General features: G+C 68.9%; 25 protein-coding genes. 11 read left to right on the top strand and 14 right to left on the bottom strand.

Annotation, left to right across the window (positions count from 1 at the left end; all coding sequences use genetic code 11):
- Window positions 1–90 precede the first annotated feature (90 nt).
- Complete coding sequence (locus ACYVLV_RS13815) at window positions 91–888, bottom strand: sulfite exporter TauE/SafE family protein (RefSeq protein WP_460810771.1); 798 nt, start codon at window positions 886–888, stop codon at window positions 91–93.
- Window positions 885–1670, bottom strand: coding sequence for a GntR family transcriptional regulator (locus ACYVLV_RS13810; RefSeq protein WP_460810770.1), 786 nt, complete (start codon window positions 1668–1670; stop codon window positions 885–887). The genes ACYVLV_RS13815 and ACYVLV_RS13810 overlap by 4 nt, the downstream gene beginning before the upstream one ends.
- An 82-nt stretch (window positions 1671–1752) precedes the next feature.
- On the opposite strand from ACYVLV_RS13810, the gene ACYVLV_RS13805 reads away from it, so the two are divergent.
- Window positions 1753–1917 carry a hypothetical protein gene (locus ACYVLV_RS13805; RefSeq protein ID WP_460810769.1) on the top strand — a complete coding sequence of 55 codons (165 nt, stop codon included), beginning with the start codon at window positions 1753–1755 and terminating at the stop codon, window positions 1915–1917.
- A 324-nt stretch (window positions 1918–2241) separates the two neighbouring features.
- Here ACYVLV_RS13805 and ACYVLV_RS13800 read toward each other — a convergent pair whose 3' ends face one another.
- On the bottom strand, window positions 2242–3468 hold the full coding sequence (locus ACYVLV_RS13800) for a saccharopine dehydrogenase family protein (RefSeq protein WP_460810767.1): 1227 nt from the start codon (window positions 3466–3468) through the stop codon (window positions 2242–2244).
- Between the two features lie 187 nt (window positions 3469–3655).
- Here ACYVLV_RS13800 and ACYVLV_RS13795 point away from each other — a divergent pair, with 187 nt between their 5' ends.
- The 4 genes from ACYVLV_RS13795 (at window position 3656) to ACYVLV_RS13780 (ending at window position 7551) form a co-directional block, all read left to right on the top strand.
- Entirely contained in the window at window positions 3656–4183 is a 528-nt protein-coding gene (locus ACYVLV_RS13795) for a SigE family RNA polymerase sigma factor (RefSeq protein WP_460810764.1), read from the top strand.
- Window positions 4180–6243, top strand: coding sequence for a beta-propeller domain-containing protein (locus ACYVLV_RS13790; RefSeq protein WP_460810762.1), 2064 nt, complete (start codon window positions 4180–4182; stop codon window positions 6241–6243). The genes ACYVLV_RS13795 and ACYVLV_RS13790 overlap by 4 nt, the downstream gene beginning before the upstream one ends.
- Before the next feature lie 175 nt (window positions 6244–6418).
- The gene (locus ACYVLV_RS13785; RefSeq protein WP_460810759.1) at window positions 6419–6688 is read left to right on the top strand and encodes a DUF2277 domain-containing protein; all 270 of its coding nucleotides are present in this window, start codon (window positions 6419–6421) and stop codon (window positions 6686–6688) included.
- A complete protein-coding gene (locus ACYVLV_RS13780) occupies window positions 6685–7551 on the top strand; it encodes a Sir2 family NAD-dependent protein deacetylase (protein WP_460810758.1) in 867 nt (288 codons plus the stop codon). Before ACYVLV_RS13785 ends, ACYVLV_RS13780 begins: the two co-directional genes overlap by 4 nt.
- A gap of 118 nt (window positions 7552–7669) precedes the next feature.
- On the opposite strand, the gene ACYVLV_RS13775 is transcribed toward ACYVLV_RS13780, so the two are convergent.
- Window positions 7670–8356 (bottom strand): metal-dependent transcriptional regulator, encoded by a 687-nt coding sequence (locus ACYVLV_RS13775; RefSeq protein ID WP_460810756.1) that lies wholly within the window; start codon window positions 8354–8356, stop codon window positions 7670–7672.
- Between the two features lie 45 nt (window positions 8357–8401).
- Here ACYVLV_RS13775 and ACYVLV_RS13770 point away from each other — a divergent pair, with 45 nt between their 5' ends.
- Both ACYVLV_RS13770 and ACYVLV_RS13765 read left to right on the top strand, forming a co-directional pair.
- Window positions 8402–9754 (top strand): cryptochrome/photolyase family protein, encoded by a 1353-nt coding sequence (locus ACYVLV_RS13770; RefSeq protein ID WP_460810753.1) that lies wholly within the window; start codon window positions 8402–8404, stop codon window positions 9752–9754.
- A complete protein-coding gene (locus ACYVLV_RS13765) occupies window positions 9751–10542 on the top strand; it encodes a hypothetical protein (RefSeq protein WP_460810752.1) in 792 nt (263 codons plus the stop codon). Before ACYVLV_RS13770 ends, ACYVLV_RS13765 begins: the two co-directional genes overlap by 4 nt.
- A gap of 14 nt (window positions 10543–10556) precedes the next feature.
- On the opposite strand, the gene ACYVLV_RS13760 is transcribed toward ACYVLV_RS13765, so the two are convergent.
- Both ACYVLV_RS13760 and ACYVLV_RS13755 read right to left on the bottom strand, forming a co-directional pair.
- Window positions 10557–11012: a MarR family winged helix-turn-helix transcriptional regulator gene (locus ACYVLV_RS13760; RefSeq protein WP_460810750.1), complete on the bottom strand. Its 456-nt coding sequence runs from the start codon at window positions 11010–11012 to the stop codon at window positions 10557–10559.
- Window positions 11009–12619 (bottom strand): MDR family MFS transporter, encoded by a 1611-nt coding sequence (locus ACYVLV_RS13755; RefSeq protein WP_460810748.1) that lies wholly within the window; start codon window positions 12617–12619, stop codon window positions 11009–11011. Before ACYVLV_RS13755 ends, ACYVLV_RS13760 begins: the two co-directional genes overlap by 4 nt.
- 177 nt (window positions 12620–12796) lie before the next feature.
- On the opposite strand from ACYVLV_RS13755, the gene ACYVLV_RS13750 reads away from it, so the two are divergent.
- The gene (locus tag ACYVLV_RS13750) at window positions 12797–12937 is read left to right on the top strand and encodes a hypothetical protein (protein WP_460810747.1); all 141 of its coding nucleotides are present in this window, start codon (window positions 12797–12799) and stop codon (window positions 12935–12937) included.
- Between the two features lie 125 nt (window positions 12938–13062).
- Here ACYVLV_RS13750 and ACYVLV_RS13745 read toward each other — a convergent pair whose 3' ends face one another.
- The 3 genes from ACYVLV_RS13745 to ACYVLV_RS13735 are packed head-to-tail and all read right to left on the bottom strand — an operon-like array spanning window position 13063 to window position 17365.
- Window positions 13063–15021 carry an ABC transporter ATP-binding protein gene (locus ACYVLV_RS13745; protein ID WP_460810745.1) on the bottom strand — a complete coding sequence of 653 codons (1959 nt, stop codon included), beginning with the start codon at window positions 15019–15021 and terminating at the stop codon, window positions 13063–13065.
- Complete coding sequence (locus ACYVLV_RS13740) at window positions 15018–16751, bottom strand: ABC transporter ATP-binding protein (protein WP_460810744.1); 1734 nt, start codon at window positions 16749–16751, stop codon at window positions 15018–15020. The genes ACYVLV_RS13745 and ACYVLV_RS13740 overlap by 4 nt, the downstream gene beginning before the upstream one ends.
- Window positions 16751–17365 (bottom strand): TetR/AcrR family transcriptional regulator, encoded by a 615-nt coding sequence (locus ACYVLV_RS13735; protein WP_460810740.1) that lies wholly within the window; start codon window positions 17363–17365, stop codon window positions 16751–16753. Before ACYVLV_RS13735 ends, ACYVLV_RS13740 begins: the two co-directional genes overlap by 1 nt.
- A gap of 175 nt (window positions 17366–17540) precedes the next feature.
- Here ACYVLV_RS13735 and ACYVLV_RS13730 point away from each other — a divergent pair, with 175 nt between their 5' ends.
- On the top strand, window positions 17541–18641 hold the full coding sequence (locus ACYVLV_RS13730) for a hypothetical protein (RefSeq protein ID WP_460810738.1): 1101 nt from the start codon (window positions 17541–17543) through the stop codon (window positions 18639–18641).
- Between the two features lie 108 nt (window positions 18642–18749).
- On the opposite strand, the gene pdxH is transcribed toward ACYVLV_RS13730, so the two are convergent.
- Window positions 18750–19427 (bottom strand): pyridoxamine 5'-phosphate oxidase, encoded by a 678-nt coding sequence (gene pdxH / locus ACYVLV_RS13725; RefSeq protein WP_460810735.1) that lies wholly within the window; start codon window positions 19425–19427, stop codon window positions 18750–18752.
- 133 nt (window positions 19428–19560) lie between these two features.
- On the opposite strand from pdxH, the gene ACYVLV_RS13720 reads away from it, so the two are divergent.
- The gene (locus tag ACYVLV_RS13720) at window positions 19561–20664 is read left to right on the top strand and encodes a citrate synthase 2 (RefSeq protein ID WP_460810734.1); all 1104 of its coding nucleotides are present in this window, start codon (window positions 19561–19563) and stop codon (window positions 20662–20664) included.
- Window positions 20665–20754: 90 nt separating this feature from the next.
- Here the strand turns inward: ACYVLV_RS13720 and ACYVLV_RS13715 are convergent, their stop codons facing one another.
- From ACYVLV_RS13715 to ACYVLV_RS13705, 3 genes are all read right to left on the bottom strand, one after another.
- Complete coding sequence (locus tag ACYVLV_RS13715; protein WP_460810733.1) at window positions 20755–21372, bottom strand: hypothetical protein; 618 nt, start codon at window positions 21370–21372, stop codon at window positions 20755–20757.
- A gap of 45 nt (window positions 21373–21417) precedes the next feature.
- Window positions 21418–21918 (bottom strand): nuclear transport factor 2 family protein, encoded by a 501-nt coding sequence (locus tag ACYVLV_RS13710; protein WP_460810732.1) that lies wholly within the window; start codon window positions 21916–21918, stop codon window positions 21418–21420.
- A 118-nt stretch (window positions 21919–22036) separates the two neighbouring features.
- Window positions 22037–22519 carry a GNAT family N-acetyltransferase gene (locus ACYVLV_RS13705; RefSeq protein ID WP_460810729.1) on the bottom strand — a complete coding sequence of 161 codons (483 nt, stop codon included), beginning with the start codon at window positions 22517–22519 and terminating at the stop codon, window positions 22037–22039.
- A 51-nt stretch (window positions 22520–22570) separates the two neighbouring features.
- Between ACYVLV_RS13705 and serC the strand changes: the two genes are divergently transcribed.
- On the top strand, window positions 22571–23692 hold the full coding sequence (serC, locus tag ACYVLV_RS13700; protein ID WP_460810727.1) for a phosphoserine transaminase: 1122 nt from the start codon (window positions 22571–22573) through the stop codon (window positions 23690–23692).
- A gap of 80 nt (window positions 23693–23772) precedes the next feature.
- On the opposite strand, the gene ACYVLV_RS13695 is transcribed toward serC, so the two are convergent.
- Window positions 23773–24783 (bottom strand): DNA topoisomerase IB, encoded by a 1011-nt coding sequence (locus tag ACYVLV_RS13695; protein ID WP_460810726.1) that lies wholly within the window; start codon window positions 24781–24783, stop codon window positions 23773–23775.
- Between the last annotated feature and the right edge of the window lie 24 nt (window positions 24784–24807).

Below are 24807 nucleotides of genomic sequence, written 5' to 3'. Positions count from 1 at the left end.
GTTCCACGCGGCGAGTCCGATGAGGGGAGATTAATCGGCACCTGGTGCGGATTTATCTCCCCTGATCGAGTGGCGTACCGATGGCCGCGCTCAAAGCAAGCCCGTCGCGCTCTGCCAGGCGGTGTAGGCGGCGACCAGGATCAGCAGGAACGCGAAGCCCTGCTTCAGCTGTGTTGCGGGGAGCCGGTCGGCCACCCGCTTGCCGAGGAACGTCGCAACCATGGCCGCCAGGGTGAAGGGCACGATGACGCCCCAGTCGAAGTTGGCGGCGCCGATCCGGGCAGCCAGGGAGGTCGCCGAGTTCAGGGCCACGATCACCAGCGAGGTCCCGACCGCGAGTTGGATCGGCAGGCGCAGGACGAGCACCAGGGCGGGGACCACCACGAAGCCACCGCCGACCCCGAAGAACCCGGTCAGCAGACCGACGGCCAGGGCGGTCGCGGCGATGGCCAGCCGGGAGGGCTTTCGTGCTCCCGCCTGATCGTCGCTGTCGCTGCTGTCTGCGTCGTCTTCGTCGTCGTCACTACCGGGCGTGATGACCCCGATCATGGCCAGGGCGGCGACGACCATCAGCACCGAGAAGGCCAGGAGCAGCACGTTCTCGTCGACCCGCCGGTTCAGCAGGGTGCCCAGCCATGCGGCAGGTAGTCCGACGATGCCGAAGGTGAGACCGGTCCCCCAGCGGACACGTCGGGACTTCAGATAGGGCAGCACGCCGAAGCCGGCGGTGGCACCGACGATGACCAGGCTGCTGGTCGTCGCATCGGAGGCCGACTGACCCACGACGTACACCAGGGCCGGGACGGTGAGGATGGCCCCGCCGCCGCCGAGTCCGCCGAGGACGGCGCCGATCAGCAGACCGAGCAGCAGGAGTACGACGAGTGTCATGAGCCCTTCCCGGGGGTGGATCGGTCGGAGACCGTGATCGAGGGGTGGTCGGCGTGGCCGAGGTCGGTGACCAGGCTGAACCGGTCGCCGCGGACGACGGTCTGGCGCCATTCGACGGGTTGGCCGCGCACCTCACCGGTGCGGTCGATGGCCAACGCGGCGACGTTGTCGGGGATGGCCAGCAGGAGACGCTCCGCGGAGGTGGGTACGACGGCCCGCACGTGCTCGCGCCCCCCGGTCAGCCGAACCCCGCACCGCTCGGCCAGTTCGCCGTAGAGCGAGGTGCTGGAGAAGTCGGCGTCGAGCAGGGGGGCGGCGATCCGGGCCGGCAGCCACACCCGGTCCATGGCGATCGGTTCGTCGTCGCTGAACCGGATCCGTTCGAGGTAGATCAGCGGGGTCGACTCCTCGAGCCCCAGGCGCGCGGCGACGGTGCCGTCGGCGCGAGCGTCCAGCGCGCGAACGATGCTGCGTTGCCGGTGGCCGGAGGCCTGCACCGAGGCGAAGAGGCTGTAGAGCGCACCCTGCGGCTGGCTGATCTCGCTGTCCACCACCTTGGGGGACCGGCCCCGGCCCGCCTCGACGAGACCTGACTCGCGCAGGCGACGCAGCGCCTCGCGGACGGTGTGGCGACTCACGGAGTACTGCGTGACCAGGGCCAGTTCACCGGGAAAGGAGTCGACGAACTCGCCGTTGCGCAGGCGTCGCTCGACGTCGCGTTGGACCTGGTTCCACAGCGGCAGTGGGCTCTCTCGATCCACCGCGATGATCGTGGTGCGCATCAGCCCTCCGGTTCGTTGTCTTGGGTACTGTCGGCTAATGTACGGACATTCGGACATTCACACAACGTGACGAGGAGCAGACATGTGCAGAGCGGTGACCTGTAAGACCTGCGGCAAGACCACCTGGGCCGGCTGCGGCCAGCACGTGGCCAGCGTCAAGGCCTCGGTGCCCAAGGGACAGTGGTGCGGCGGGCACGCCAAGGAGCCCTCGACCGGGGGCTTCTGGAGCCGCTTGTTCGGCCGCTGAGCGCGGTCACGACCTTCCGGCTAAAGTTCCCCGATCCGACCGACTACCCCTGAGGAGCACATCGTGTGCAAGCCCGTTCCGTGCAAGACCTGTGGCAAGACGACCTGGGAGGGCTGCGGCGAACACATCGCCGAGGTCAAGGCTCAGGTCCCCAACGACCAGTGGTGCGGTCACGAGAACTGATCGAGCCCGACGTACTGTGACGTCATGACGACCGCTCAGTGGCTGCTGCTCTTCATCGTCCTCGTCGGCATCCCGTTGGCCGCGTGGGCCGGCGTACGCGTGCTGCGGGACCCCCACCGCAAGTAGGGGCCCGCGCTCGACTCAGACCACCGAGAAGGTGATCCCGGCGGCGTGCAGACGGGCGAGCAGGTTGTCGCCCATGGCCTGCGCCGTGGTGACGCTGCCGGCGGTGGTCGGGTTGTCGTCGAAGACCAGGCACAGTGCGGACTCGGCGAGCATCTTCGCGGTCTCGCCGTAGCCCGGGTCGCCGCCGGCGACGCGGGTGTGAATGGTCTGGCCGTTGCTCTCGGCGACGAAGTCGACGGTGAACCAGGACTTCTCACGCTTGGCCTTGTCGGGGCCGTCGCCTTGCTTGATCCGACCGAGGATCAGGTTGCGCAGGGGCTTGACCTGGGCGGCGACGACCAGGCTGCCGATCCCGGCGGCCCCACCCGCGGCGTACCGCAGGGTCTTGACGCCGGCGAAGTGCGAGTAGCGGAAGTCCGGGCCGTACGCCGGGAGCGCGGCCCCGCTGCGCATGATCACGAACGGGTCGATGGTCGGCATCGGGATCAACCACCAGCCCAGCACCTTGTCGCGGTGCGGCTTGCCGGCAATCGCCTTGGACTTGCGGCCGTCGGCGGGCTTGCCCTCGACGCGGCGGCGGGCCTTGAGCGCTTCCTTGGCCTGCTTGGGCCGAGACATCGCGTTCATCGCGGAGTGGAACGTGCCGCCGGAGAACATCCCCGAGGCGCGTACGGCGCCCCGCATGGTGACCGGCCCGTCGGCCGCGAGCTGCTGGATCGTGTACATCGCGCCGAGGTCGTGAGGGATGGAGTCGAAGCCGCAGGCGTGCACGATGCGGGCACCTGTGCGCTCCGCGGTGGCGTGGTGGGCGACGTACATCGCGTCGACGAACTCGGGCTCACCGGTCAGGTCGACGTAGTCGGTGCCGGCCTCCGAGCAGGCGGCGACCAGCGGCTCGCCGTGGTGCATGTAAGGGCCGACCGTGGTGATGACGACCTTGGTGCGGGCCGCGACGTCGGCCAGCGAGGCGGAGTCGGTGGCGTCGGCGATGATCAGCGGTAGGTCGGACAGGGCGCCGTTGATCTTCGCGAGGCGGGCCCGGACCCCTTCCAACTTCTCCTGGTTGCGGCCCACCAGCGCCCACTTGAGGCCCTTCGGGCCGTGCTCGGCGAGATACTCCGCCGTCAGCGCGCCGGTGAAACCGGTGGCGCCGAAGATCACGAGATCGAACTCGCGGGACTGCTTGGAGGTCGCGGCGTGCTTCGGGGCGGTCTTCTTCGCGGGAGTCTTGGGGTCGGCCATGGCCCCATCCTCCCACTCCGGTTCATGTCGCTTGTTACTGACCGTCGTGACTAGTTCCGGACCGTTGTAACTGTCACCTAGTAGTAACAACGGTCAGTAACAAGGCCGCGAAGGGAACCGATGGGGGGTCAGTCGGCGTCATACAACTGACAGCAGGCACGAGCACCACCCGCCAGCAGAGGATCCGATGGACCACCGCGACGAGACCGAGTACGCCGAGTACGCCGACGCGTCCTGGCGCGGTCTCGTGCGGTCCGCGGTGTTCCTGGGGTGCTCGCTGCCCGACGCGGAGGACCTGGCACAAACGACCCTGGTGCGCTGCTACACCGCGTGGGCGAAGGTGGCGGCAGCCGACAACCGCGACGCCTACGTCTACCGGATCCTGATCAACTGTCTACGCGACACCCACCGCAAGCAGCGGTGGCGCGAGCGGCCCAGCGACGTGCTGCCCGACGCGGGGGTCGCCGACCTGACCGGGGAGGTCGACACCGTCGACAGCGTCCACCGGGCGATGGCCTGCCTGAGCAAGGTCAACCGAGACGTGGTGGTGCTGCGCTACTTCACGCAGCTCTCGGAGCGGCAGACCGCCACCGCGCTGGGGATCGCCCCCGGCACCGTCAAGAGCCGGCTGTCCCGGGCCCTGGCCCAACTCGCCGAGAACCGGCACCTCACCGACATCCCCGCCCACCTCACCGACGCGAAGGACCCACGATGAGCGACCTCGAGAACCTCTGGGACGACGTACCCGTCGGGCCGGCGCCGGTCTCCGCGATCCTTCGGGAAGGCCGTGCGGCCGCGCGTTCGTCTCGTCGTCCGTGGTTCCGCCCGGTCACTGCGCTGGCTGCGGTCGGGGCCTTGGGTGGCGCGTTCTTCCTCGGTACGTCGGTCTCCGGCCCGGGCAGCCCGCTCGTGGATGGTTCAGGGGGTGGCGGGACGGGTGATCAGATCCTCGCGGCGTACCACGGAGAACTGCGCGCGGCCGGGTCCTGCGAGGAACTGCTGGACTACTACATCGAGCGTGGGCTCGATCTGGTCGGGCCGTACGGGTGGGGGTACGGCGGGAATGTGACCGTCGATTTCAACAACGGTTTCATACCCGACGCCGACATGCGCAGGCCAGTGCCGCTGAATACCGGGGCCGCCGACGGCGTCGTCGCGGACCAGTCCTTCTCGAGCAAGGCCGCGCCCCCCGCTCCGCTCTCCCAACGCGCCGAGTCCAGCGGCACCGGCACGAATGTGCAGGAGGCATCGGTCGACGAACCGGACGTGGTCAAGACCGACGGCGAATACGTTTACCGGGTCGACGACAACGTGCTGACGACCTACGACGTCCGCGGCGAGACCGTCGAGGAACTCGGCGAGGTGAAGCTGCCCGAGTTGTACGACGCGCAGATCCTGCTGTCGGGCCAGACCGTGATTGCGATCGGGTCCGGCGGCGCCGACCGGGACTCGACCGGACCCGAGGGTGGCGGCCGCACCTTCACCGCCGTTGCCCGGATCGACGTCTCCGACCCAGATGCGCCGGAGGTGACCGACGAGGCCACGATCTCGGCGGCGTTGGTCACTGCCCGCCAGCACGGCGACACGATCCGGCTGATCACCTCCAACGGACTGCCCGACCTGGACTTCCTCGGACCCGGCGGACGTGGAGGTGACGAGAGCCAAGAGCAGGCGACGCAGTTCAACCGGGCCCTGGTCCGCGAGACCACGCTGGCCGACTGGCTGCCCACCGCGACCGTGGGCGACGGTTCCGCGGAGCAGTTGGCCGACTGTGGGTCCGTGGCTCTGCCCGACTCCGAGCTCGGCCTCGACACCGTGACCGTGGTCGGCTTCGACGCCGACGCTCCCACCGACTGGGACGTCACCACGGTGGCGGCCGACGCGTCCACGACGTACGCCTCGGCCGATCACCTCTACCTCGCCTCGGCACCCTCGGGGTTCTTCGGTGGGTGTTTCGACTGCGGGTTCTTCCCTCGGGGCGGCTTCGACGATCGGGCGATCAAGGATCAGGGGATCACCTCGGTCTTCGACTTCGAGCTGACCGACCGCGGTACGACGTACGTCGGCTCCGGGGAGGTCAAGGGATCGATCCGGGACCGGTGGGCGATGGACGAGGCGGACGGCGTACTGCGGCTGGCGGTCTCCCCCACCGGCCAGACCGAGAACGAGAACTCCGTGGTCACCTTCGAGCGTCGCGGTCAGGAGCTCGAGGAGATCGGCCGACTCGACGGCATCGGGAAGAACGAGGACATCCAGTCGGTGCGTTGGTTCGACGGGCTGGCCATCGTGGTGACCTTCCGGCGGATCGATCCGTTCTACACGATTGATCTGACCGACCCGAAGGCCCCGACGATGCTCGGCGAGCTGAAGATCCCCGGGTTCTCCTCCTACCTGCACCCGCTGGGGGCCAACCAGATCCTGGGGATGGGCGCGAAGGGCAACGGCGCCCAGGCCGGGCTCTTCAGCGTCCAGAACCTCACCGATCCGCGCCAGAAGCAGGTCATCGAGTACGGCCGCAGCACCTTCGCTCGCGCCGGTGAGGACCCCCGCCAGTTCACCTGGCTGCCGGGCAAGCGAACCGTGCTGACCGTGATCGCCGACTACCGCGCCAACACCGGCTACATCTCGGTGCTGAGGTTGGCCGACGGGAAGATGACCAACCGGATGGTCGAGGCCCCGGCTGGCCGCGTCGAGAAGCTGCGCACCCTGCCCCTGCCCGATGACCGGGTGGTCCTGGTGACGGGCGCCGGGGTGGAGTTCTTCGACCTCGACTGACGCTGGTTGAGGTGCGCCGAGCGCCAGCGAGGAGCCTCGAAACCCCGTCCCGTCAACGGCAACGTCGGGCAGATCGGGCGCTTGGTTTCGAGGCTCGGGCCTAGCGGCCCTCACACCTCAACCACCCCGCTGGTTGAGCCTCGAACCCACGCACCACCGACGTAAACTGGGGCACATGTGCCGCAGCATCCGCCCCCTGAACAACTTCGAGCCGCCCGCGACCTCGCAGGAGGTGAGCGCCGCCGCCCTGCAGTACGTCCGCAAGGTCAGCGGCGCCGCCAAACCGTCGGCGGCCAACCAGGACGTGTTCGATCAGGCGGTGGCCGAGATCGCCCGGCTGACCCAGGATCTGCTCGACGGCCTGGTCACCTCGGCCCCGCCCAAGGACCGGGCGGTCGAGGCCGAGAAGGCGAAGGTTCGAGCCCAGGCGAGGTACGGCGCGTGACGCAGGTGCGGGCCCCGGCCGTCGACCTCCTCGACACCACTCTCGACCTCCTGCGCGACCGACCCCTCGTCGTACTCACCGGGGCCGGGCTGTCCACCGACTCGGGGATCCCGGACTACCGCGGACCTCAGTCGAGGTACGCCGATGTCTCCCGCGGAGTGACCCCTCCCGGGGTGATGACCTACCAACAGTTCATCTCCGGGCCGACCGCGCGGCAGCGGTACTGGGCCCGCTCCCACATCGGCTGGAGCCGGATGCGCGGCGCCGAGCCCAACGCTGGGCACCGGGCCGTCGCGGCCCTGGACCCGACGCTGCTGATCACCCAGAACGTCGACGGCCTGCACGAGTCCGCGGGGACCCGATCGATGGTCGCGCTGCACGGTCGGATCGCGGACGTGATCTGTCTGGACTGTCGGATGACCTCGGCGAGGTCGGAACTGCAGGAGCGGATGCGGGAGCTCAACCCGGGCTTCGACGAGCAGTACGCCGCCGTCGAGGTCCGCCCCGACGGTGACGTCGCGTTGGAGGAGACCGAGTCGTTCGTGGTCCCCGATTGCGAGATCTGCGGCGGTGTCCTCAAACCCGACGTGGTGTTCTTCGGCGAGAACGTGCCGCCGCCCCGGGTCGAGCGGGCCTATGCCGCCGTCGACCGGTTGGCCGACCCCGGTCGCCCCGGCGCCCTCCTGGTCGCGGGTTCGAGCCTGACCGTGATGAGCGGTTTCCGCTTCGTCCGCCGCGCCGCGAAGGCGGGGGTGCTGGTGGTGATCGTCAACCGTGGCGTCACACGTGGAGACGACTTGGCGGCGTACAAGCTCGAGCTGGGCGTCTCGGAGTTCCTGACCCGCTTGGCCACCGCTGGTTGAGGTGTGACGAGCGCAGCGAGGAGCCTCGAAACCTGGTTCCGCGCACGGCTAGTTTCCCGGGATCGGTTGCTTGGTTTCGAGGCTCAGGCCTAGCGGCCTTCACACCTCAACCAGCGCGTCACAGGCGGCGTACGAAGATGTGGTCGGCAGCCTCGGGAACGATCTCGGCGGTCTCGCCGCCCGAGCCGACCAGGACGCCAGCGTCGGTGGTGACCACGGTGATGGTCCTGTCCGGCATGGCCCCGACGCGGCGCAGGGCGCTCATCAGGTGCTCGTCCTTCTGCATCTCCTCGGAGATGCGACGCACCTGCACGCGGGCCTCCTCGGCCCCCGCGGCATCGGAGAGCGAGACGAGGCCGGTCATGAACTCCTCGGCCCCTTCGGTCTGACCGAGCTCGGCCAGGCCCGGGATCGGATTGCCGTACGGCGACTCGGTCGGGTTGTCGAGCAGCACCATCAGGCGGCGCTCGACCGACTCGGAGATCACGTGCTCCCAGCGGCAGGCCTCGTCGTGGACCAGCTCCCACTCCAGCCCGATGACGTCGGTCAGCAACCGCTCCGCCAACCGGTGCTTGCGCATCACCCGGGTGGCCAGGCGGTCGCCCTCCTCTGTCAGCTCGAGGTGGCGGTCGCCCTCGACGGTGAGCAGGCCGTCGCGCTCCATCCGGGCCACGGTCTGCGAGACGGTCGGGCCGCTCTGATGCAGCCGCTCGGCGATCCGGGCGCGCAAAGGGACGATGTCCTCCTCGACGAGTTCGAAGATCGTGCGGAGGTACATCTCGGTGGTGTCGATCAGGTCGCTCACCAGCCTATTCTTACGCATCGACGGTGCATGGCAGAGTGGTGGGTGATGCCCACCGTGATGTGGTTCCGTCGCGACCTGCGACTGGCCGACAACCCCGCCCTGCTCCGCGCCTGCGAGGACGGGGACGTCCTCCCGCTGTTCGTCCTGGACCCTGCCCTCTGGGGCTCGGCCGGCGACGTACGACAGGCCTATCTCGCCGCCACCCTGCGCGATCTCGCGGCACGCATCCCGCTGCAGATCGTCCGAGGCAACCCCGTGCGCCAGGTGGTGCTCGCGGCCCGCGAGGTCGGCGCCGAGACCGTGCACCTGGCCGCCGACTACGGCCCCTACGGTCACCGCCGCGACGCCGAGGTCGAGGAGGCCCTGTCCGAGCACGGGATCGCGATGGAGCGCACCGGTTCGCCGTACGCCGTCGCCCCCGGCCGGGTGACCTCGGGAAGCGGCGATCCCTACAAGGTCTACACACCCTTCTCCAGGGCATGGGCCGACCACGGCTGGCGCGACCCCGTCGACGCGCCCTCGAACCCGTCCTGGCTCTCCCTCAAGGAGACCGTCGAGATCCCTGAGGCGGAACTCCCCGACGGCATGGACATCCCCGAAGCCGGTGAGGCCGCCGCGCGCAAGCGCTGGAAGGACTTCCTGGACCGCGTCGAAGACTACGACGACGACCGCGACTCCCCCGGCATCGACGGCACCTCCCGGATGTCGCCGCACCTCAAGTGGGGCGAGGTGCACCCCCGCACCCTGCTGGCCGACCTCGCACCGCTGCGCTCGGCGGGCGCCAAGACCTACCGCAAGGAACTGGCCTGGCGCGAGTTCTACGCCGATGTCCTCTTCGCCCGCCCAGAGACGGCGCGGGAGTACCTCCGCCCTGAGTACGCCGGGATGCGGTACGACGACCCCGAGGGCGCCTCAGGTGAGGAGGGACCGCTCGCCGCTTGGCAGCACGGGCGGACCGGTTACCCCATCGTGGACGCCGGAATGCGTCAACTACGCGCCACGGGCTGGATGCACAACAGGGTCCGGATGATCGTGGCCAGCTTCCTCGTCAAGGATCTGCACATCGAGTGGCAGCACGGCGCCGCCCACTTCATGCGGTGGCTCGTCGACGGCGATCTCGCCTCGAACCAGCACGGGTGGCAGTGGGTAGCCGGCTCCGGAACCGATGCCTCGCCGTTCTTCCGCGTCTTCAACCCGACCACCCAGGGCAAGAAGTTCGACCCGAAGGCCGCCTACGTGCGGCGGTGGGTGCCCGAACTCGCCGACCTCCCCGACGGCGCCGACCCGCACGACCCGAGCCCGGAGGACCGCACGGCCGCCGGCTACCCCGACCCCATCGTCGACCACTCCGACGAGCGCAAGGAAGCGCTCGCCCGGTGGGAAGAGATCCGAAAGTGAGCACCCCTGTGACCGTCACGACCGACCTGTTCATCCCCGCCCGATTCTCCGGCCCACCCGGATCGGCCAACGGTGGCTGGGCCGCCGGGGCCCTGGCCGCTCTGGTCGACGACTCCGACCGGTCCACGGTCGCAGTACGACTCATGCTGCCGCCGCCGATCGACGCGCCCATCTCGGTGACCAGCGACGAGGGCCGGGTGATCGCTCTCGACGGGATGGATCAGCGCGTGGCCGAGGCGACCGACCTCGGCGCCGATGCTGCTGCGCCGGAGGCCGTCCCCGCGGTCGGCCTCGACGTGGCCCGCGCGGCGAGTGCCGGGTACCCCGGGCACACCTTCCACCCGTTCCCGACCTGCTTCGTCTGCGGGACCGACCGGGCCGAGGGCGACGGTCTGCGGATCTTCCCCGGGCAGGTCGATGACACCCCGGCGGGCCGGACCCGGATTGCCACGACCTGGACCCCGGCGGCCGAGTATGAGGACGCTGCGGCGGCCGGTTCGGCGAACCTGCCCTCGACCTGGGCTGCCCTGGACTGCATCGGCGGTTGGGCCGGCGACCTGACCGAACGCCTGATGGTGCTCGGCTCGATGACCGCCCACGTCGTACGCCGCCCGCGGATCGGGGTCCAGCACATCCTGGTCGGCGAGGCCCGCGGTCAGGAGGGTCGGAAGGTCAGCACCGGGGTGTCGCTCTACGACCCCACCGACCTCGACGCGGACGGTCAGCCCGCGCTGGTCGCCGCCGCGTCCCACATCTGGATCACGGTGGACCCGGCCACCTTCGCCTGACGCTCTCTGACCCGTCAGTCGGGCGGGCGGTTCAGGGCCGTGTTGTAGGTGCTGAGCTCGGAGGCGAAGGTCGCCAACCGCTCGTCGGACCAGTCACCGAGGCGCTCGTCCATCCACTCCCTGCGATTCGCCGCAACCGCCTGCATCCGGGTGACCGCCTCGTCGGTGGCGTCGAGGAGCGTGGCCCGACCGTCGTCCGGGTCGGGGCGGCGTACGACGAGCCCGAGTTCCTCGAGGTGGCTGATCTGTCGGCTGACCGCGCCCTTGTCGATGGTGAAGAGCTCCACCATCGCCGAGGCGCGCACGGCGCCGTGCTCGACCAGGTAGGCCAGGATCAGGTACGCCGAGGGCTGCAGCGAGGCGTCGACCGCGGCGGCGCGTTCGCCGATCACCCGCTTGATCCGACGGATCAGGACCCCGACCTGGTGCTCCAGGCTGCGGATGGACTCCGCGCGCGACGAGCCGCTCATCGGGGGTCGTCGAGGGTGGTGCGCAGGGGCACCTCGCGGATGAAGATCACACACATGAGGGCAAGGATCGCAAACGGAACGCAGATCCAGAAGATGTGTCCCACGGCCTGGCCGAATGACGCCTCATAAAGCGCGCGGATCGGCGGCGGCAGTTCGCTCAACGTGGGGATCGAGTGGCTCTGGTGGCCGGCCGCGACGCCCAACCGGTCCAGCCCGGCGCTCATGCTGGCGGCGACCCGGGCGGCCAAGACGGCCCCCATCGCCGAGACGCCGATCGAGCCGCCCATCGACCGTGAGAACGCAACCAAGGACGATGCGGCCCCGATGTCGGAGGCGGCCGCGTTGTTCTGCACCGCCAGGACGAGGTTCTGCATGGTGGCGCCGAGACCCAGGCCGACCAGCACCATGAAGGCGCCGATCTCCCAGAGTCCGGTGCTCTCGTCGATGCGTCCGAGGAGCACGAAGCCGACGACCAGGAGGCTGAGACCGCCGACCAACCAGCGCTTCCAGAAACCGGTCGCGCTGATGATCCGGCCACTGCCGATGCTGGCCACGAGTAACCCACCGACCTGCGGGATCGACATCAGACCGGCCTCGGTGGGGCTCATCCCGCGGGCGAGTTGGAAGTACTGGCTGAGGTAGACCGTGGAGGTGAACATGGCCAGGCCGACCAACAGTGAGGCGGCAGTGGCCAGCGCGGTGGTGCGATCGGCGAACAGGCGCAGCGGGATGACGGGGTCGACGGCGACCCGCGCCTCGACGTACAGCGCGGCGGCGACGGTCAGGACCCCGCCGATGACCAGGGCGAGGGAGGTGACCGAGCCCCAGGCGAAGGACTGGCCGGCCAGGGACACCCAGACCAGCAGGATGCTGAACCCGGCCACGATCAGGGTGGCGCCGAGGTAGTCGATCTGGACGTCGCGGCGGATCACCGGCAGGTGCAGGGTGCGCTGGAGGACGACGAAGGCCGCAGCGGCGAAGGGAAGTCCGACGAAGAAGCAGCCGCGCCAGCCGAACGGGCTGTCCACGATCACTCCGCCGATGAGGGGTCCGCTGATCGTGGCGAGGGCGAACACGGCGCCGATGTAGCCGGAGTAGCGGCCGCGTTCGCGGGGGCTGACCATGCTGGCGATGACGACCTGCACCAGGGCGGTCAGACCGCCGACGCCGAGGCCCTGGATGGCGCGGGCGCCGATCAGAACGCCCATGGACGGTGCGAAGGCGGCGATCAGGGAGCCGAGTGAGTAGATGATCAACGCCGACTGGACGAGCATCTTCTTGCTGAACAGGTCGGCCAGCTTGCCCCAGATCGGGGTGGTGGCGGTCATGGTCAGCAGGGTCGCCACGACGACCCAGGTGTAGCCGGTCTGGCTGCCGTTCAGGTCACTGACGATGCTGGGCAGGGCGTTGGTGACCACGGTGCTCGAGAGCATGGCCACGAACATGGCGAGGAGGAGTCCGCTGAGGGCCTTGAGGACCTCGGGGTGGGTCATGGCGACCGGTACGTCGGGTCCGCCGGTGGGCGTCGTACCCGTGGGGGGCGTGGTGGTCCGAGCCCCTGAGACCTCCGGAGTCTCTGCCAGTTCCGGCTCCAACGTGTTCGTCATACCCGTCCTCACTCCCCTTTCGTTAGTTGCCGTCGTCAACCTTAAGTCAGTTAGTTGTATTCGGCAACTTGTTGTGAGGGAGGGCACTCCACCGGGGTAGTCCCTGACGCTTATGCGACGACACGCCGAGCGAACTCGCACAAACGTCAGGGACTACCCCGGTGAGAGGGACCGGAAATGGGACAACCCGCAGGCGCGGACTCCGGGGAGTCCACTCCGGGGGACGTGATTGCCCGGATCGCCTGCGGGTCGGGTGGCTGCTGGGGATTCGCCAACAGCCAAGCGGAGCGTGATGTCCGCATGGTGCTGGGCTGCTAGCGGGCAGCCACCTCACGCGTCCTAGAAGAATGCATTCTCTGGACCACCTCCTTTCCCGTGTCCTTCGACGATAGATCGCGCACGACCCACGTTCAAGAGGTTTTTTCGGGTACGCCGCAGGTTCGCTAGGCCAGCGCCGCCGCGAACTGGGAGCGGTAGAGCGCGTCGTACGCCCCCTGGGCCGCGAGCAGCTCCTCGTGGGTGCCCTGCTCGACGATCCGTCCCTCCTCCATGACCAGGATCAGGTCGGCGTCGCGGATCGTGGAGAGCCGGTGGGCGATCACGAACGAGGTGCGGTCGCTGCGCAGAGCGGACATCGCGTGCTGCAGCAGGACCTCGGTGCGGGTGTCCACCGAAGAGGTCGCCTCGTCGAGGATCAGCAGCGCCGGGTTCGCCAGGAACGCGCGAGCGATGGTGAGCAGCTGACGCTCCCCCGCGGACAGGTTCCCGCCGTCCTCCTCCACCACGGTGTCGTACCCGTCGGGCAGCGAGTGGACGAACCGGTCCACGAAGGTCGCGCGCGCCGCCTCGAGCAGCTCCTCCTCGGTCGCGTCCGGGCGCCCGTAGGCGATGTTCTCCCGGATCGTGCCGCCGAACAGCCAGGTGTCCTGAAGGACCATCCCGATCCGACCACGCAGCTGCGCCCGTGGCATCGCGGTGATGTCGACGCCGTCCAGCGTGATCCGGCCACCGTGCAACTCATAGAACCGCATCACCAGGTTGACCAGCGTCGTCTTGCCGGCGCCGGTCGGCCCCACGATCGCCACGGTCTGACCCGGACGCGCCACCAGCGACAGGTCCGCAATCAGCGGACGCTCGGGGTCGTAGGCGAACGAGACGTCCTCGAAGCGCACCTCCCCGGCACCCTGGGGCGACTCGGGACGGGTGTCCACGGAGTCGCGACCGACCGCGTCGGGGCGCTGCTCCTCGGCGTCGAGCAGCTCGAAGACCCGCTCGGCCGACGCGACCCCGGACTGCAACAGGTTGGTCATCGACGCCACCGTGGTCAACGGCTGCGTGAACTGGCGGGCGTACTGCACGAAGGCCTGGACCTCGCCCAGCGTCAGGGTCCCGCTGGCGACCCGCAGCCCACCGACGACGGCGATGATGACGTAGTTCAGGTTCCCGATGAACATCATCATCGGCATGATCAGCCCGCTGATGAACTGGGCGCGGAAGGAGGCGTCGTACAACTTCTCGTTCTGCTCGGCGAAGGTCTCCTCGACCTCGGTGCGACGCCCGAAGACAGTGACCAGGGCGTGACCGGAGAAGGTCTCCTCGATGTGGGCGTTGAGCTTGCCGGTCTGGCGCCACTGCGCGATGAACTGACCCTGCGAGTGCTTCATGATCCGGGTGGTCAACAGGATGGAGGCGGGTACGGCGATCAGCGCGATGAGCGCGAGCGTCGGACTGATCCAGAACATCATGGACAGCACCGCGACCACCGTCAGCAGCGAGGTCAGCAGCTGGCTCATCGTCTGCTGCAGCGTCTGGCTGACGTTGTCGATGTCGTTGGTGACCCGGCTGAGCAGTTCACCGCGTGACTGCCGGTCGAAGTACTCCAAAGGCAGCTTGTTGACCTTGTCCTCGACCTCGGCGCGCATCCGGCGCACGGTGTTCTGCACGACGTCGTTGAGGATGTAGCCCTGCAGCCAACTGAGGACCGACGCAACGGCGTACACGGCCAGCACGATGAGCAGCACGTTGCGGACCGCGTCGAAGTCGATGCCCTGGCCGGGCACCACGTCGAGAGTCTGCACCGCGTCGGGGAGCTCGGCGGGGTCGGCGCCGGGAGCGAACTGGCGGCCGATGAAGCCGGCGAACACCAGGTCGGTCGCCCGCCCCAGCAGGCGCGGCCCGAAGGCCATCATGAAGGTGCTGATCACGGCCAGCGCGATCACGCTGACCGCGCGACCTCGCTCGGGCGCCATCCGGGCGACCATCCGTTTCGCCGACGGGACGAAGGTCATCGCCTTCTGGCCGACCTGGCCGCCGCCCATGGGGCCGCGACCGGGACCGCCCGCCGGGGCCTCGATCCGCTCGGTCTCCTTCAGGTCGCCGCTGCGTCCGTTCATGTCGCTCATGACGCCGCCTCGACGGTGAGTTGGGAATCGACGATCTCTTGGTACGTCGGGTTGTCGGCCAGGAGTTCGTCGTGGGTGCCGCTGCCGACCAACTGGCCGTCCTCGAGGACGAGGATGAGGTCGGCGTCGCGGATGCTCGAGACGCGTTGGGCGACCAGCAGGACCATCGCGTCGCGGGTCTCGGGCCTGAGCGCTGCGCGCAGCCGGGCGTCGGTGGCCAGGTCGAGCGCGGAGAACGCGTCATCGAACAGGTAGATCTCGGGGCGGCGTACGAGCGCGCGGGCGATGGCCAGACGTTGGCGCTGGCCGCCGGAGACGTTGGTGCCGCCCTGGCTGATCGGTGAGTCCAGACCTTCAGTCATGTCCTCCACGAAGTCGCGGGCCTGGGCGACCTCGAGGGCGTGCCACAGTTCGGCGTCGGTGGCGTCGGGTCGGCCGTGGCGCAGGTTCGTCGCGACCGTGCCGGTGAACAGGAAGGCCTTCTGCGGGACCAGGCCCATCCGCGCCCAGAGGTGCTCGGGATCGATGTCGCGTACGTCGACCCCGTCGACCCGGACCGTGCCGGCGGTGGCATCGAACAGGCGCGGCACCAGGTTGACCAGCGTGCTCTTGCCGGAGCCGGTGGAACCGATCACGGCGATGGTCTGACCTGCCCGGCCCGTGAACGAGATGTCGCTGAGGACGGGACGATCGGCGCCGGGGTAGGTGAACCCGACCGAGTCGAGTTCGAGTCGGCCGCGGGTCTGCAGTTCGGTGATGCCGACCTCGGGGGGTACCACGGTGCTGTCGGTGTCGAGGACCTCTGCGATCCGATCGGCGCAGACCGCGGACCGCGGGATCATCATGAGCATGAAGGTGCCCATCATCACCGACATCAGAATCTGCATGAGGTACTGCAGGAACGCGGTCAGCGCCCCGACCTCCATCTGACCGGCGTCGACCCGTTGGCCGCCGAACCAGATGACCGCGACGCTGCCGACGTTGACCACCAGCATCACCAGCGGGAACATCGTCGCCATCCAGCGACCGGCTCGGACCGAGACGTCGGTGAGGTCGTCGTTGGCGCGCTTGAACCGCGCCGTCTCCTGCGGTTCGCGGACGAAGGCTCGGACCACGCGGATGCCGGTGATCTGCTCTCGAAGGACCCGGTTGACCTCGTCGATGCGGCTCTGGACGAGGCGGAAGTTGGGGACCATCTTCGACACGACGAACCCGACCGAGATGAAGAGTGCGGGGACCACGACCGCGAGCAACCAGGACAGCCCGAGGTCCTCTCGCATGGCCATCGCGATGCCGCCGACCATCATGATCGGCACGGTCACGGCCATGGTGCAGGCCATCAGGGTCAGCATCTGTACCTGCTGGACGTCGTTGGTGGTGCGGGTGATCAGGGACGGGGCCCCGAAGCGGCCGACCTCGCGACCGGAGAAGGTGCCGACGCGGCCGAAGACGTCGGCGCGCAGGTCCCGCCCGAAGGCCATGGCGGTGCGAGCGGCGAACCACACAGCCCCGACGGAGCAGGAGATCTGCAGCAGGGAGACCGCGAGCATGATCGCGCCGGTGCGCAGGATGAAGTCGTTGTCACCGACGGCGATGCCCTGGTCGATGATGTCGGCGTTGAGGCTCGGGAGGAAGAGCATCGCGACCGTGGCCGTCAGTTGCAGGACGACGATGATCGTCAACCAACGCCGGTACGGCGCGAGGTGGGAGCGCAGGATCCGAAGCAGCATCAGGCGTCCTTCTTCTTCGTGCCGTGGAGGACGACGTCCACGATCTGCTCGGGGGTGAGGGGTTGTTGCTCGGAGACGTGGGGGTGGCTGCCGGAGAAGGTCAGCAGGCGCAACATCCGTACGACGTCCTCGAGCGGCAGGCGGAAGTCGCTCTGGTCGGGTTCCAGGATGGCGACCATCCGGGCGGTCACCTCGCGTCGCCACTCCTCGTGCTCGTCGTGCTGGTGGTCCGGCGATCCGGGCCCGGTCGGGGGCGGAGGTGGCTTGTCGACCGCCAAAGCGATCATCAGTCGGAAGATGGTCACGAACCGGCGTTGCATGGAGGCGGTCAGGGCCAGCAGCTTCGCCTCGACCGGGAGGGTGAGGTCGATGGCGTCGAGCTCGGCGAGGTAGGGGCCAGGCTCGAAGGCCGCGGCCAGGACCGCGGCGAAGATCTCGTCCTTGGAGTCGAAGACCCGGAAGAGCGTGCCCTCGGCCACCCCCGCCGCCGCGGCGATCTGCTTGGTCGTCGTGGCCCGCCCGTGCTCGAGCACCAGCGGCAGGGCCGACTCGAGGATCGTCGTACGTCGTTCCTCCGGGCTCAGGGGCCGGGCTCGTTCCCGCGTCGTCGTCACTCCGTCACTGTATGTGAGTGAGCGCTCACTCACAAGTCATCCGCTGGGGTAGTCCCTGACGTTTGTGCGAACTTTCACGGCGTGTCGTCGCACAAACGTCAGGGACTACCTCGGTCATGGCGGGCCTGTGGATAGCCGGTCGCGGGAATCGACAACCACGGGCAGAGTTCCAGTCATGTCTGAGCGGGACGTCACTCCACCCGATTGGACCCTTCGCGTCACCAACCGGATGGCCGGTCCCGGGGACGCCGAGCGGCTCCGTCGTCGTAAACACTCCGTAGCCCCGATGCGGATCAACCGCACCGGCGGAAGTCCGAGCCCGTACGACGTCCGCACCAATGCGTGGCGTCGTACCGCCCGAGGTCTTTACGTCCCTTCCTGGGTCGACAGTGACGTCGTCGAGCAACGGATCCGGGAGGCAGCAGCGGTGGTTCCCCAGCAGGGCGCAATCACCGGCTGGGCGGCGCTTCGGTGGTTGGGAGCTCGGTGGTTCGACGGCCTCGACGCAGCTGGGGACCCACTCCCGGTGACGATCGTGGTGGGCACCCACGACATCCGCCGGCAACCGGGAATCCTCATCAGCGCCGAGGGTCTGGGCGCTCGACACGTCATTACCGCGCAAGGACTCACGCTCACGCTGCCGACCTACTCCGTCTCCTTCGAGATGCGGTACGCCGGCAGCCTGGGTAGCGCAGTGGGAGTGTTCGATCGCGCCGCCTTCTCTGACCTCGTCACGACGGAGGAGCAAGCGGAGTTCTTCGCCAACCAGAACGGATGGACAGGCATCCCGCTGGCTCGCGAAGCGATCCCCCACACCGACGAGAACTCATGGTCACCTCAAGAGACCATCACTCGCCATCTCTGGTGCGAACACATCTCGGGCGCACGATTGCTGAGCAACACCCCGATCTTCGATCTGCGCGGCAGACATCTCGGCACGCCCGATCTCCTCGACCCCGAAGCGGGGGTCGTGGGCGAGTACGACGGAAGCCACCATCTGCACGGGAAGCAACGTGCGCGGGATCTGGGGCGAGAAGAACTGTGGCGATCCCTGGGCCTGGAATCTGTCACCCGGGTCGCGGAGGCCTTCGAGCCACGGTGGCGGTTCCTCGAGCGGCTGACCGCGGCGTACTCCCGTGCGAGGCAGGCCGAGGGCCGTGACCGGGCGTGGACGATCGAACCCCCTCCCGGATGGGTGCCCACCCACACCGTCGCAGCGCGCCGTGCCCTGAGTCGCGATGAGCGACTGCGTCTCTTGCGGTACCGCGCGTCCTGATCGGCCGCAGTCGCCACCGGTCGTGCTGTCCCCTCCGCCGGGGTAGTCCCTGACGCTTGTGCGAACTTTCACGGCGTGTCGTCGCATAAACGTCAGGGACTACCCCGGTCAGGGGGCCAGTCGCTCGACCACCCAAGAAGAGGAAGAGGAAGGGGAAGAGTCGTCGCGGCGGTAGACCAGCCGGTCGTGCAGGCGGCTGGGGCGGCCGTGCCAGAACTCCACGACCTCGGGGCGTACGGCGTACCCGCCCCAGTGATCAGGAACAGGAACCTCACCGTCGCCGAACCGCCGAGTCGCCTCGTCGTACGCCGCCTCCAACGCCTCGCGCCCCTCGACCACGCTCGACTGCGCCGAGGCCCAGGCCCCGAGCTGGGACCCCCGCGGACGTGAGGAGAAGTACGCCGCCACGTCGCCCCTCGACAGCAGGCTCGCCTGGCCAACGATTCTGACCTGTCGCTCCAGGGCGTGCCAGGGGAACAGCAGGGAGCAGGCCGGGTTCGCCGCGAGGTCCCGCCCCTTGTGGGAGTCGAGGTTGGTGAAGAACCGGAACCCGTCCGACTCGAGCCCCTTCAGCAGGACGGTCCGCGACGAGGGGACGCCTGCGGAGGAAACGGTCGAGAGCACCATCGCGTTCGGTTCGTGCAGGCCGCCGTCGCGCACCGCGGTGAACCACCGGTCGAACATCGTCATCGGATCTGACGCCAACTCCGACTCGACCAGCCCGCCAGCGGCGTACTCCTGGCGCAGCGAAGCGAGGTCGGGCCGGGCCGATTCGGGGGTAGTCATCGCTCGAATCTAGCGGGCCGCGTTCACGCCCAAGACCTCCACCGAAGGGGAACTGGTCGGGCCGATCAGGCCGTGGGGCAGAATGCCCCACGGCACGCCCGACACCGGGTCCCGGACGAAGGAGTCACCACCCATGACCGAGGTACACCACGGACTCGAGGGCGTCGTAGCGTTCGAGACCGAGATCGCCGAACCCGACAAAGAGGGTTCCGCACTGCGGTACCGCGGCGTCGACATCGAAGACATCGTCGGGCGCGTCCCGTTCGAGAACGTGTGGGGGCTGCTCATCGACGGCAGCTACTCCCCCGGCCTCCCGCCCGCCGAACCGTTCAACCTCGCCGTCCACACCGGCGACGTCCGCGTCGACGTCCAGGCCGCCGTCGCGATGCTCGCACCGGCCTTCGGCTTCGGCCAGACCTACGACATCTCCGACGAGCAGGCCCGTGAGGACCTCAGCCGGGTCGCCGTCATGGTCCTGTCGTACGCCGCACAGTCGGCTCGCGGACTGAACAAGCCGGTCGTCTCCCAGAAGGTCGTCGACGAGGGCGGCACCCTGGCCGAGAAGTTCCTGATCCGCTGGAAGGGCGAGGCCGACCCCAAGCACGTCAAGGCCATCGACGCCTACTGGTCCTCCGCGGCCGAGCACGGCATGAACGCCTCGACCTTCACCGCTCGGGTGATCACCTCCACCGGTGCCGACGTGGCCGCCGCGTTCTCCGGCGCCATCGGCGCCATGAGCGGCCCGCTGCACGGCGGCGCCCCGAGCCGGGTGCTCGGGATGATCTCCGACGTCGAGGAGTCCGGCGACGCCGAGAAGTACGTCAAGGACCTCCTCGACCGCGGCGAGCGCCTGATGGGCTTCGGCCACCGCGTCTACCGTGCCGAGGACCCCCGCGCGCGGGTGCTGCGTCGTACCGCCCGTGAGCTCGACGCCCCTCGCTACGAGGTCGCCGAGGCCCTGGAGAAGGCGGCACTGAAGGAGCTCAAGGAGCGTCGTCCCGACCGCGTCCTGGAGACCAACGTCGAGTTCTGGGCCGCGATCGTGCTCGACTTCGCCGAGGTCCCGGCGCCGATGTTCACCTCGATGTTCACCTGCGCCCGCACCGGCGGCTGGTCGGCCCACATCCTGGAGCAGAAGCGCACCGGTCGCCTGATCCGCCCCTCGGCCATCTACACCGGCCCCGCCTCCCGCGGCGCGGACTCCGTCGAGGGCTGGAAGCCCGAGTGGGGCAACTGACCCACCGCACCTTCATCTGAACCGCCGAGTCGGCGCTACTTTTCGAAGTAGCGCCGACTCGCGGCATTCGCGGCGTCAAGAAGCGCCGACTCACCGCCAGCGGTGGGCGTACCAGCTGGTCTTGCCCTTGCCGCCGCGTCGGGTCAGCGAGATGTGGACGTGATCGCGGTGTCGCAGGGTCTTGGAGCAACGACTGCGCTTCTTGCAGGAGGACGAGAGGTAGGGCTCGGGCTCGAACTCGTTCCAGGCCGAGTAGATCCGGTCCTTCCAGATCACGTACATCACGCCCATCCGGCGCGCCCAGGCGTGCTCGTTGCCCCGGTTGTCGGTGCGCAGGATCCGGCGAAGGAACTTGTTCGCCCGTTGTCGGTCCGCCCGCCGATCGGCGTTCAGCGGCCAGTCGAAGGCCCGACCCTCGGTGTGCTCCGAGGTCGAGCCGCACGACCGCGAGATGTAGCCCTTCCCGCCGCCGTACTTCTTCACGATCCAGCGGCTCAGGGTCACCGTGCCGGGCTTCGCCTTCGGCGTGCACCGCTTGACCGGCTGCCACGAGGCGTAGTCCTCGATGGGCTCGGGTGCGGCGGCGGCGCTGGCGCCGACGATGGGGACGCCCAGTAAGGTGGAGGCGAGCAGGGACAGGACGATCAGCGACAGGCCGAAGCGGCGGCGCGCGGGTCGCCCGCGGTGGGGGGAGGCGGGGAGAAACACCCCAGAAGTCTCACCCGGGACGGGGCGGTCCGTCTCGAGAACGCGTCAGGAAACGCGGGCGCCTGACTCGATGTTCTCGCTCGTGACCAGGCGCAGAACCGGAGCCGGAGCCGGCGATGGCGATGGCGATGGCGATGATTCGGGGCGGGAACCGATCAGGGGCATCGTGCCGTTGAACAGTTCGAAGCGCCAGAAACCGTGATGGCCGCGCAGGATCCCCGACATCCAGAACGGGTGCTGCTGCGGCTCGACGCCGTTGGGCCCCCGGACGACCAGGGACGCGTCGGCCACGAACCACACCGAACCGGCGCTGCTCCGCACATGGGTCTCAGCGAGGTCCCAGCCGATCGTCTCCTCGCAGGCCACGAGGCCGCCGAAGAGGGCCCGGAGCTCGGCGGCCCCGTGGGCCTGCTCGCCGACGTCCTTGCCGTAGATGGCGCCGTTGGGCATGAAGCACGCGACAGCGCCTTCGACGTCGCGCGCGCGCAGACGCTCCTCCAGTCGAGTCAGCGTCTCCGAAACCACCCCATGGTTGTTCGAGAGCATGGTCGAAGAGTGCCAGAAATCAGCGACCCAGCCGACCCGACACCCCACTTCATCTGCCTCATCTGCCCCATCGGGCCCAACCGACGCGGCTGCCACGGGGGCCACACATCGCCACCGGCTATCTCGACAGCGTTCGTCCGAAGCAGCGCGACAGGGGTGAGTCCCGGTAGTGCCCGAAGCCCGGAATCGGGGTGTAGCCGACCGACTCGTAGAGACCGATCGCCTCCGGTTGGGCCGTTCCGGTTTCCAGTACGGCGACCCTCAGGCCCGCCTCCCATGCCGAGTCCTCGAGGCGGGCCAACATCGTGCGAGCGGCCCCGATCCCCCGAGCCGAGGCGACGACGTACATCCGCTTGATCTCGGCACTCTCGGCCCGCCCGAAGGCCGCCACCGACGACCGACGCCAGGCCCCTGTGGCGACCGCCTCGCCACCCAGGTAGCCGACGAAGAAGCTGCCGTGGGGCGGGTCGAACATGAGCGGGTCGATCGGCCCCTCGTCCGGGCTGCCGTAGCGCTCGACGTACTCCTGCTGCACCTGTTCGATGAGGCGTACGGCGTCGGGGTGCCCGTAGCCCACGCGCTCCACGTGCATGCTGCCCATCCAGCGGCCTCCGATCCGTCGTCCCCTCGCCCGCCTGCCAGAATAGGAGGCGTGACTTTGCTGAGTATCCCCGCCGAACTCCTGCCCGCGGACGGACGCTTCGGCGCCGGACCGTCGAAGATCCAGAACGGCCACCTCGAGGCCCTGGCCGCCACCGGTTCGACCCTGATGGGGACCTCCCACCGCCAGGCCCCGGTCAAGCAGACCGTCGGGCGGGTCCGCGAGGGCCTCGCCGCGCTGTTCGGTATGCCGGAGGGTCACGAGGTCGTGCTCGGCAACGGTGGCGCGACCGCGTTCTGGGACGTCGCCACCTTCGGTCTGATCGAGAAGAAGAGCCAGCACCTGTCGTTCGGGGAGTTCTCCGCGAAGTTCGCCAAGGCCGCGGCCGATGCGCCGTGGCTCGATGCCCCGTCGATCATCAAGACCGACCCCGGCACCCGCCCGGAGGCCAGCGCCGAGGAGGGCGTCGACGTCTACGCCTGGGCGCAGAACGAGACCTCCACCGCGGTGATGGCGCCGATCGCACGCCCGGCCGGCACGTCCGCCGAGGAGTCGCTGGTCCTCATCGACGCCACCTCGGGGGCCGGCGGGTTGCCGGTCGACCTCACCGAGGTCGACACCTACTACTTCGCCCCTCAGAAGTGCTTCGCCTCCGACGGCGGGCTGTGGATCGCGATCATGTCGCCCGCCGCTCTCGACCGCGCGGCCCGGATCGGAGCCAGCGACCGGCACATCCCGGCGTTCTTCGACCTGCCGACGGCGATCGACAACTCCGCCAAGAACCAGACCTACAACACCCCGTCGGTCGCGACCCTGTTCCTGATGGCCGAGCAACTCGACTGGATGAACAGCCTGGGCGGGATCGACGGCATGGTCGAGCGGACCACCGCGTCGTCCGACGCGCTGTACGGCTGGGCCGACCGGACGTCGTACACCACGCCGTACGTCACGGACCCGAGCCACCGCTCGCTGGTGATCGGCACCATCGACTTCGACGAGGCCATCGACGCCGCCGCGATCGCGGCCACCCTGCGAGCCAACGGCATCGTCGACACCGAGCCCTACCGCAAGCTGGGTCGCAACCAACTGCGGATCGGGATGTACCCCGCCGTCGATCCCGCCGACGTCGAGGCCCTCACCGCCTGCATCGACTACGTCGTCGAGCACTCCTGACCCTCACACCGCCGGGGTAGTCCCTGACGTTTGTGCGACTTTCGTCGGCGTGTCGTCGCATAAGCGTCAGGGACTATCTCTCAGGCGACCTGTTTGATGAGTTTGAGGGTGGCGCGTTCGAGGGCGGCCTGGCGTTCGTCGGGGGTGGCGTGGGTACGCCGCGTGGTGCCGTGGATGGTCAGCCCCCGGTCGTAGGCCTCGATGACCCGAGGATCGACGTACGACGACCGGGCGAGGGCCGGGGTGTTGCCCAGGAACTCCGACACCTCCCGCATCGCCCCGGCCACCGCGCGCTTGCGGGAGGCCTTGGTCTCCCCCGCCTCCGGGGTCTCGGCCAACGCAGCCGCGGCCAGCACCGTGGCGTGCCAGGTGCGGAAGTCCTTGGCCGTGGCCTCCAGGCCCGTCACCTCCCGGACGTAGCTGTTGACCAGGTCCGGCACCATCGTCCGCCAGGACCGGGCGTCCTTGAAGGCCAGCAGCCGCGGGTCCAGCTTGCTGCGACGCCGGCGCATGATGTCGACCGCCTCGATGACCGTCGCGTCGTCGATCTCCACCTCGTGCTCGACCCCGGACTTGCCCACGAAGGAGAAGACCAGCCGGTTCTGCCGGCGGCGCACATGGCGCCGCTCCAGGGTGGTCAACCCGAAGCTGCCGTTGGTGTCGGCGTACACGTCGTTGCCGATCCGGAAGTACCCCAGGTCCAACAGCCGGACCGCGGCCGCACACGCACGCTCCTGCGGCATCCCCTCCCTCCCGAGGTCCATCAGGACACGCTCCCGGGCCGCCACCAGACCCTTGCCGAACAGCAGCATCCGGTCGAACTTCTCCGCGTCGCGGCGCAGGCGCCACTCGGGGTGGTAGAGGTACTGCCGTCGTCCGGCCTCATCGGTCCCCACGGCCTGGAGATGCCCGTTGGCGTACGGCGTGATCCACACGTCGCGCCAGGCGGGTGGGATCACCAACGCCCGCACCCGGTCGGCGTCTTCCGCGGGCAAGCGCTCCCCGCCCTGGTCGAGGTAGACGAAGCCGCTACCCGCGCGGCGACGGGTCCACCCGGGTTGTTCCGGTGATGTGCGGCGCAGTCGAGGCATCGCGGGTCCTCTCACGGGCGGGTT

The sequence above is a fragment of the Nocardioides salsibiostraticola genome (assembly GCF_054783655.1).
Note: the sequence above shows the minus strand (reverse complement) of the source record. Positions and strands in the feature narration are given on the sequence as shown.

Bases quoted from the DNA above. Each gene is read 5' to 3' on its own strand.
- ACYVLV_RS13750 (WP_460810747.1), top strand. From the start codon at position 12,797: ATGGGACAACCCGCAGGCGCGGACTCCGGGGAGTCCACTCCGGGGGAC.
- pdxH (WP_460810735.1), bottom strand. From the start codon at position 19,427: ATGACTACCCCCGAATCGGCCCGGCCCGACCTCGCTTCGCTGCGCCAG.
- ACYVLV_RS13695 (WP_460810726.1), bottom strand. From the start codon at position 24,783: ATGCCTCGACTGCGCCGCACATCACCGGAACAACCCGGGTGGACCCGT.
- ACYVLV_RS13810 (WP_460810770.1), bottom strand. From the start codon at position 1,670: ATGCGCACCACGATCATCGCGGTGGATCGAGAGAGCCCACTGCCGCTG.
- ACYVLV_RS13785 (WP_460810759.1), top strand. From the start codon at position 6,419: ATGTGCCGCAGCATCCGCCCCCTGAACAACTTCGAGCCGCCCGCGACC.
- ACYVLV_RS13730 (WP_460810738.1), top strand. From the start codon at position 17,541: ATGTCTGAGCGGGACGTCACTCCACCCGATTGGACCCTTCGCGTCACC.
- ACYVLV_RS13770 (WP_460810753.1), top strand. From the start codon at position 8,402: ATGCCCACCGTGATGTGGTTCCGTCGCGACCTGCGACTGGCCGACAAC.
- ACYVLV_RS13740 (WP_460810744.1), bottom strand. From the start codon at position 16,751: ATGCTGCTTCGGATCCTGCGCTCCCACCTCGCGCCGTACCGGCGTTGG.
- ACYVLV_RS13720 (WP_460810734.1), top strand. From the start codon at position 19,561: ATGACCGAGGTACACCACGGACTCGAGGGCGTCGTAGCGTTCGAGACC.
- ACYVLV_RS13800 (WP_460810767.1), bottom strand. From the start codon at position 3,468: ATGGCCGACCCCAAGACTCCCGCGAAGAAGACCGCCCCGAAGCACGCC.
- ACYVLV_RS13710 (WP_460810732.1), bottom strand. From the start codon at position 21,918: ATGCTCTCGAACAACCATGGGGTGGTTTCGGAGACGCTGACTCGACTG.
- ACYVLV_RS13745 (WP_460810745.1), bottom strand. From the start codon at position 15,021: ATGAGCGACATGAACGGACGCAGCGGCGACCTGAAGGAGACCGAGCGG.
- ACYVLV_RS13805 (WP_460810769.1), top strand. From the start codon at position 1,753: ATGTGCAGAGCGGTGACCTGTAAGACCTGCGGCAAGACCACCTGGGCC.
- ACYVLV_RS13815 (WP_460810771.1), bottom strand. From the start codon at position 888: ATGACACTCGTCGTACTCCTGCTGCTCGGTCTGCTGATCGGCGCCGTC.
- ACYVLV_RS13760 (WP_460810750.1), bottom strand. From the start codon at position 11,012: ATGAGCGGCTCGTCGCGCGCGGAGTCCATCCGCAGCCTGGAGCACCAG.
- ACYVLV_RS13790 (WP_460810762.1), top strand. From the start codon at position 4,180: ATGAGCGACCTCGAGAACCTCTGGGACGACGTACCCGTCGGGCCGGCG.
- ACYVLV_RS13705 (WP_460810729.1), bottom strand. From the start codon at position 22,519: ATGGGCAGCATGCACGTGGAGCGCGTGGGCTACGGGCACCCCGACGCC.
- ACYVLV_RS13795 (WP_460810764.1), top strand. From the start codon at position 3,656: ATGGACCACCGCGACGAGACCGAGTACGCCGAGTACGCCGACGCGTCC.
- ACYVLV_RS13755 (WP_460810748.1), bottom strand. From the start codon at position 12,619: ATGACGAACACGTTGGAGCCGGAACTGGCAGAGACTCCGGAGGTCTCA.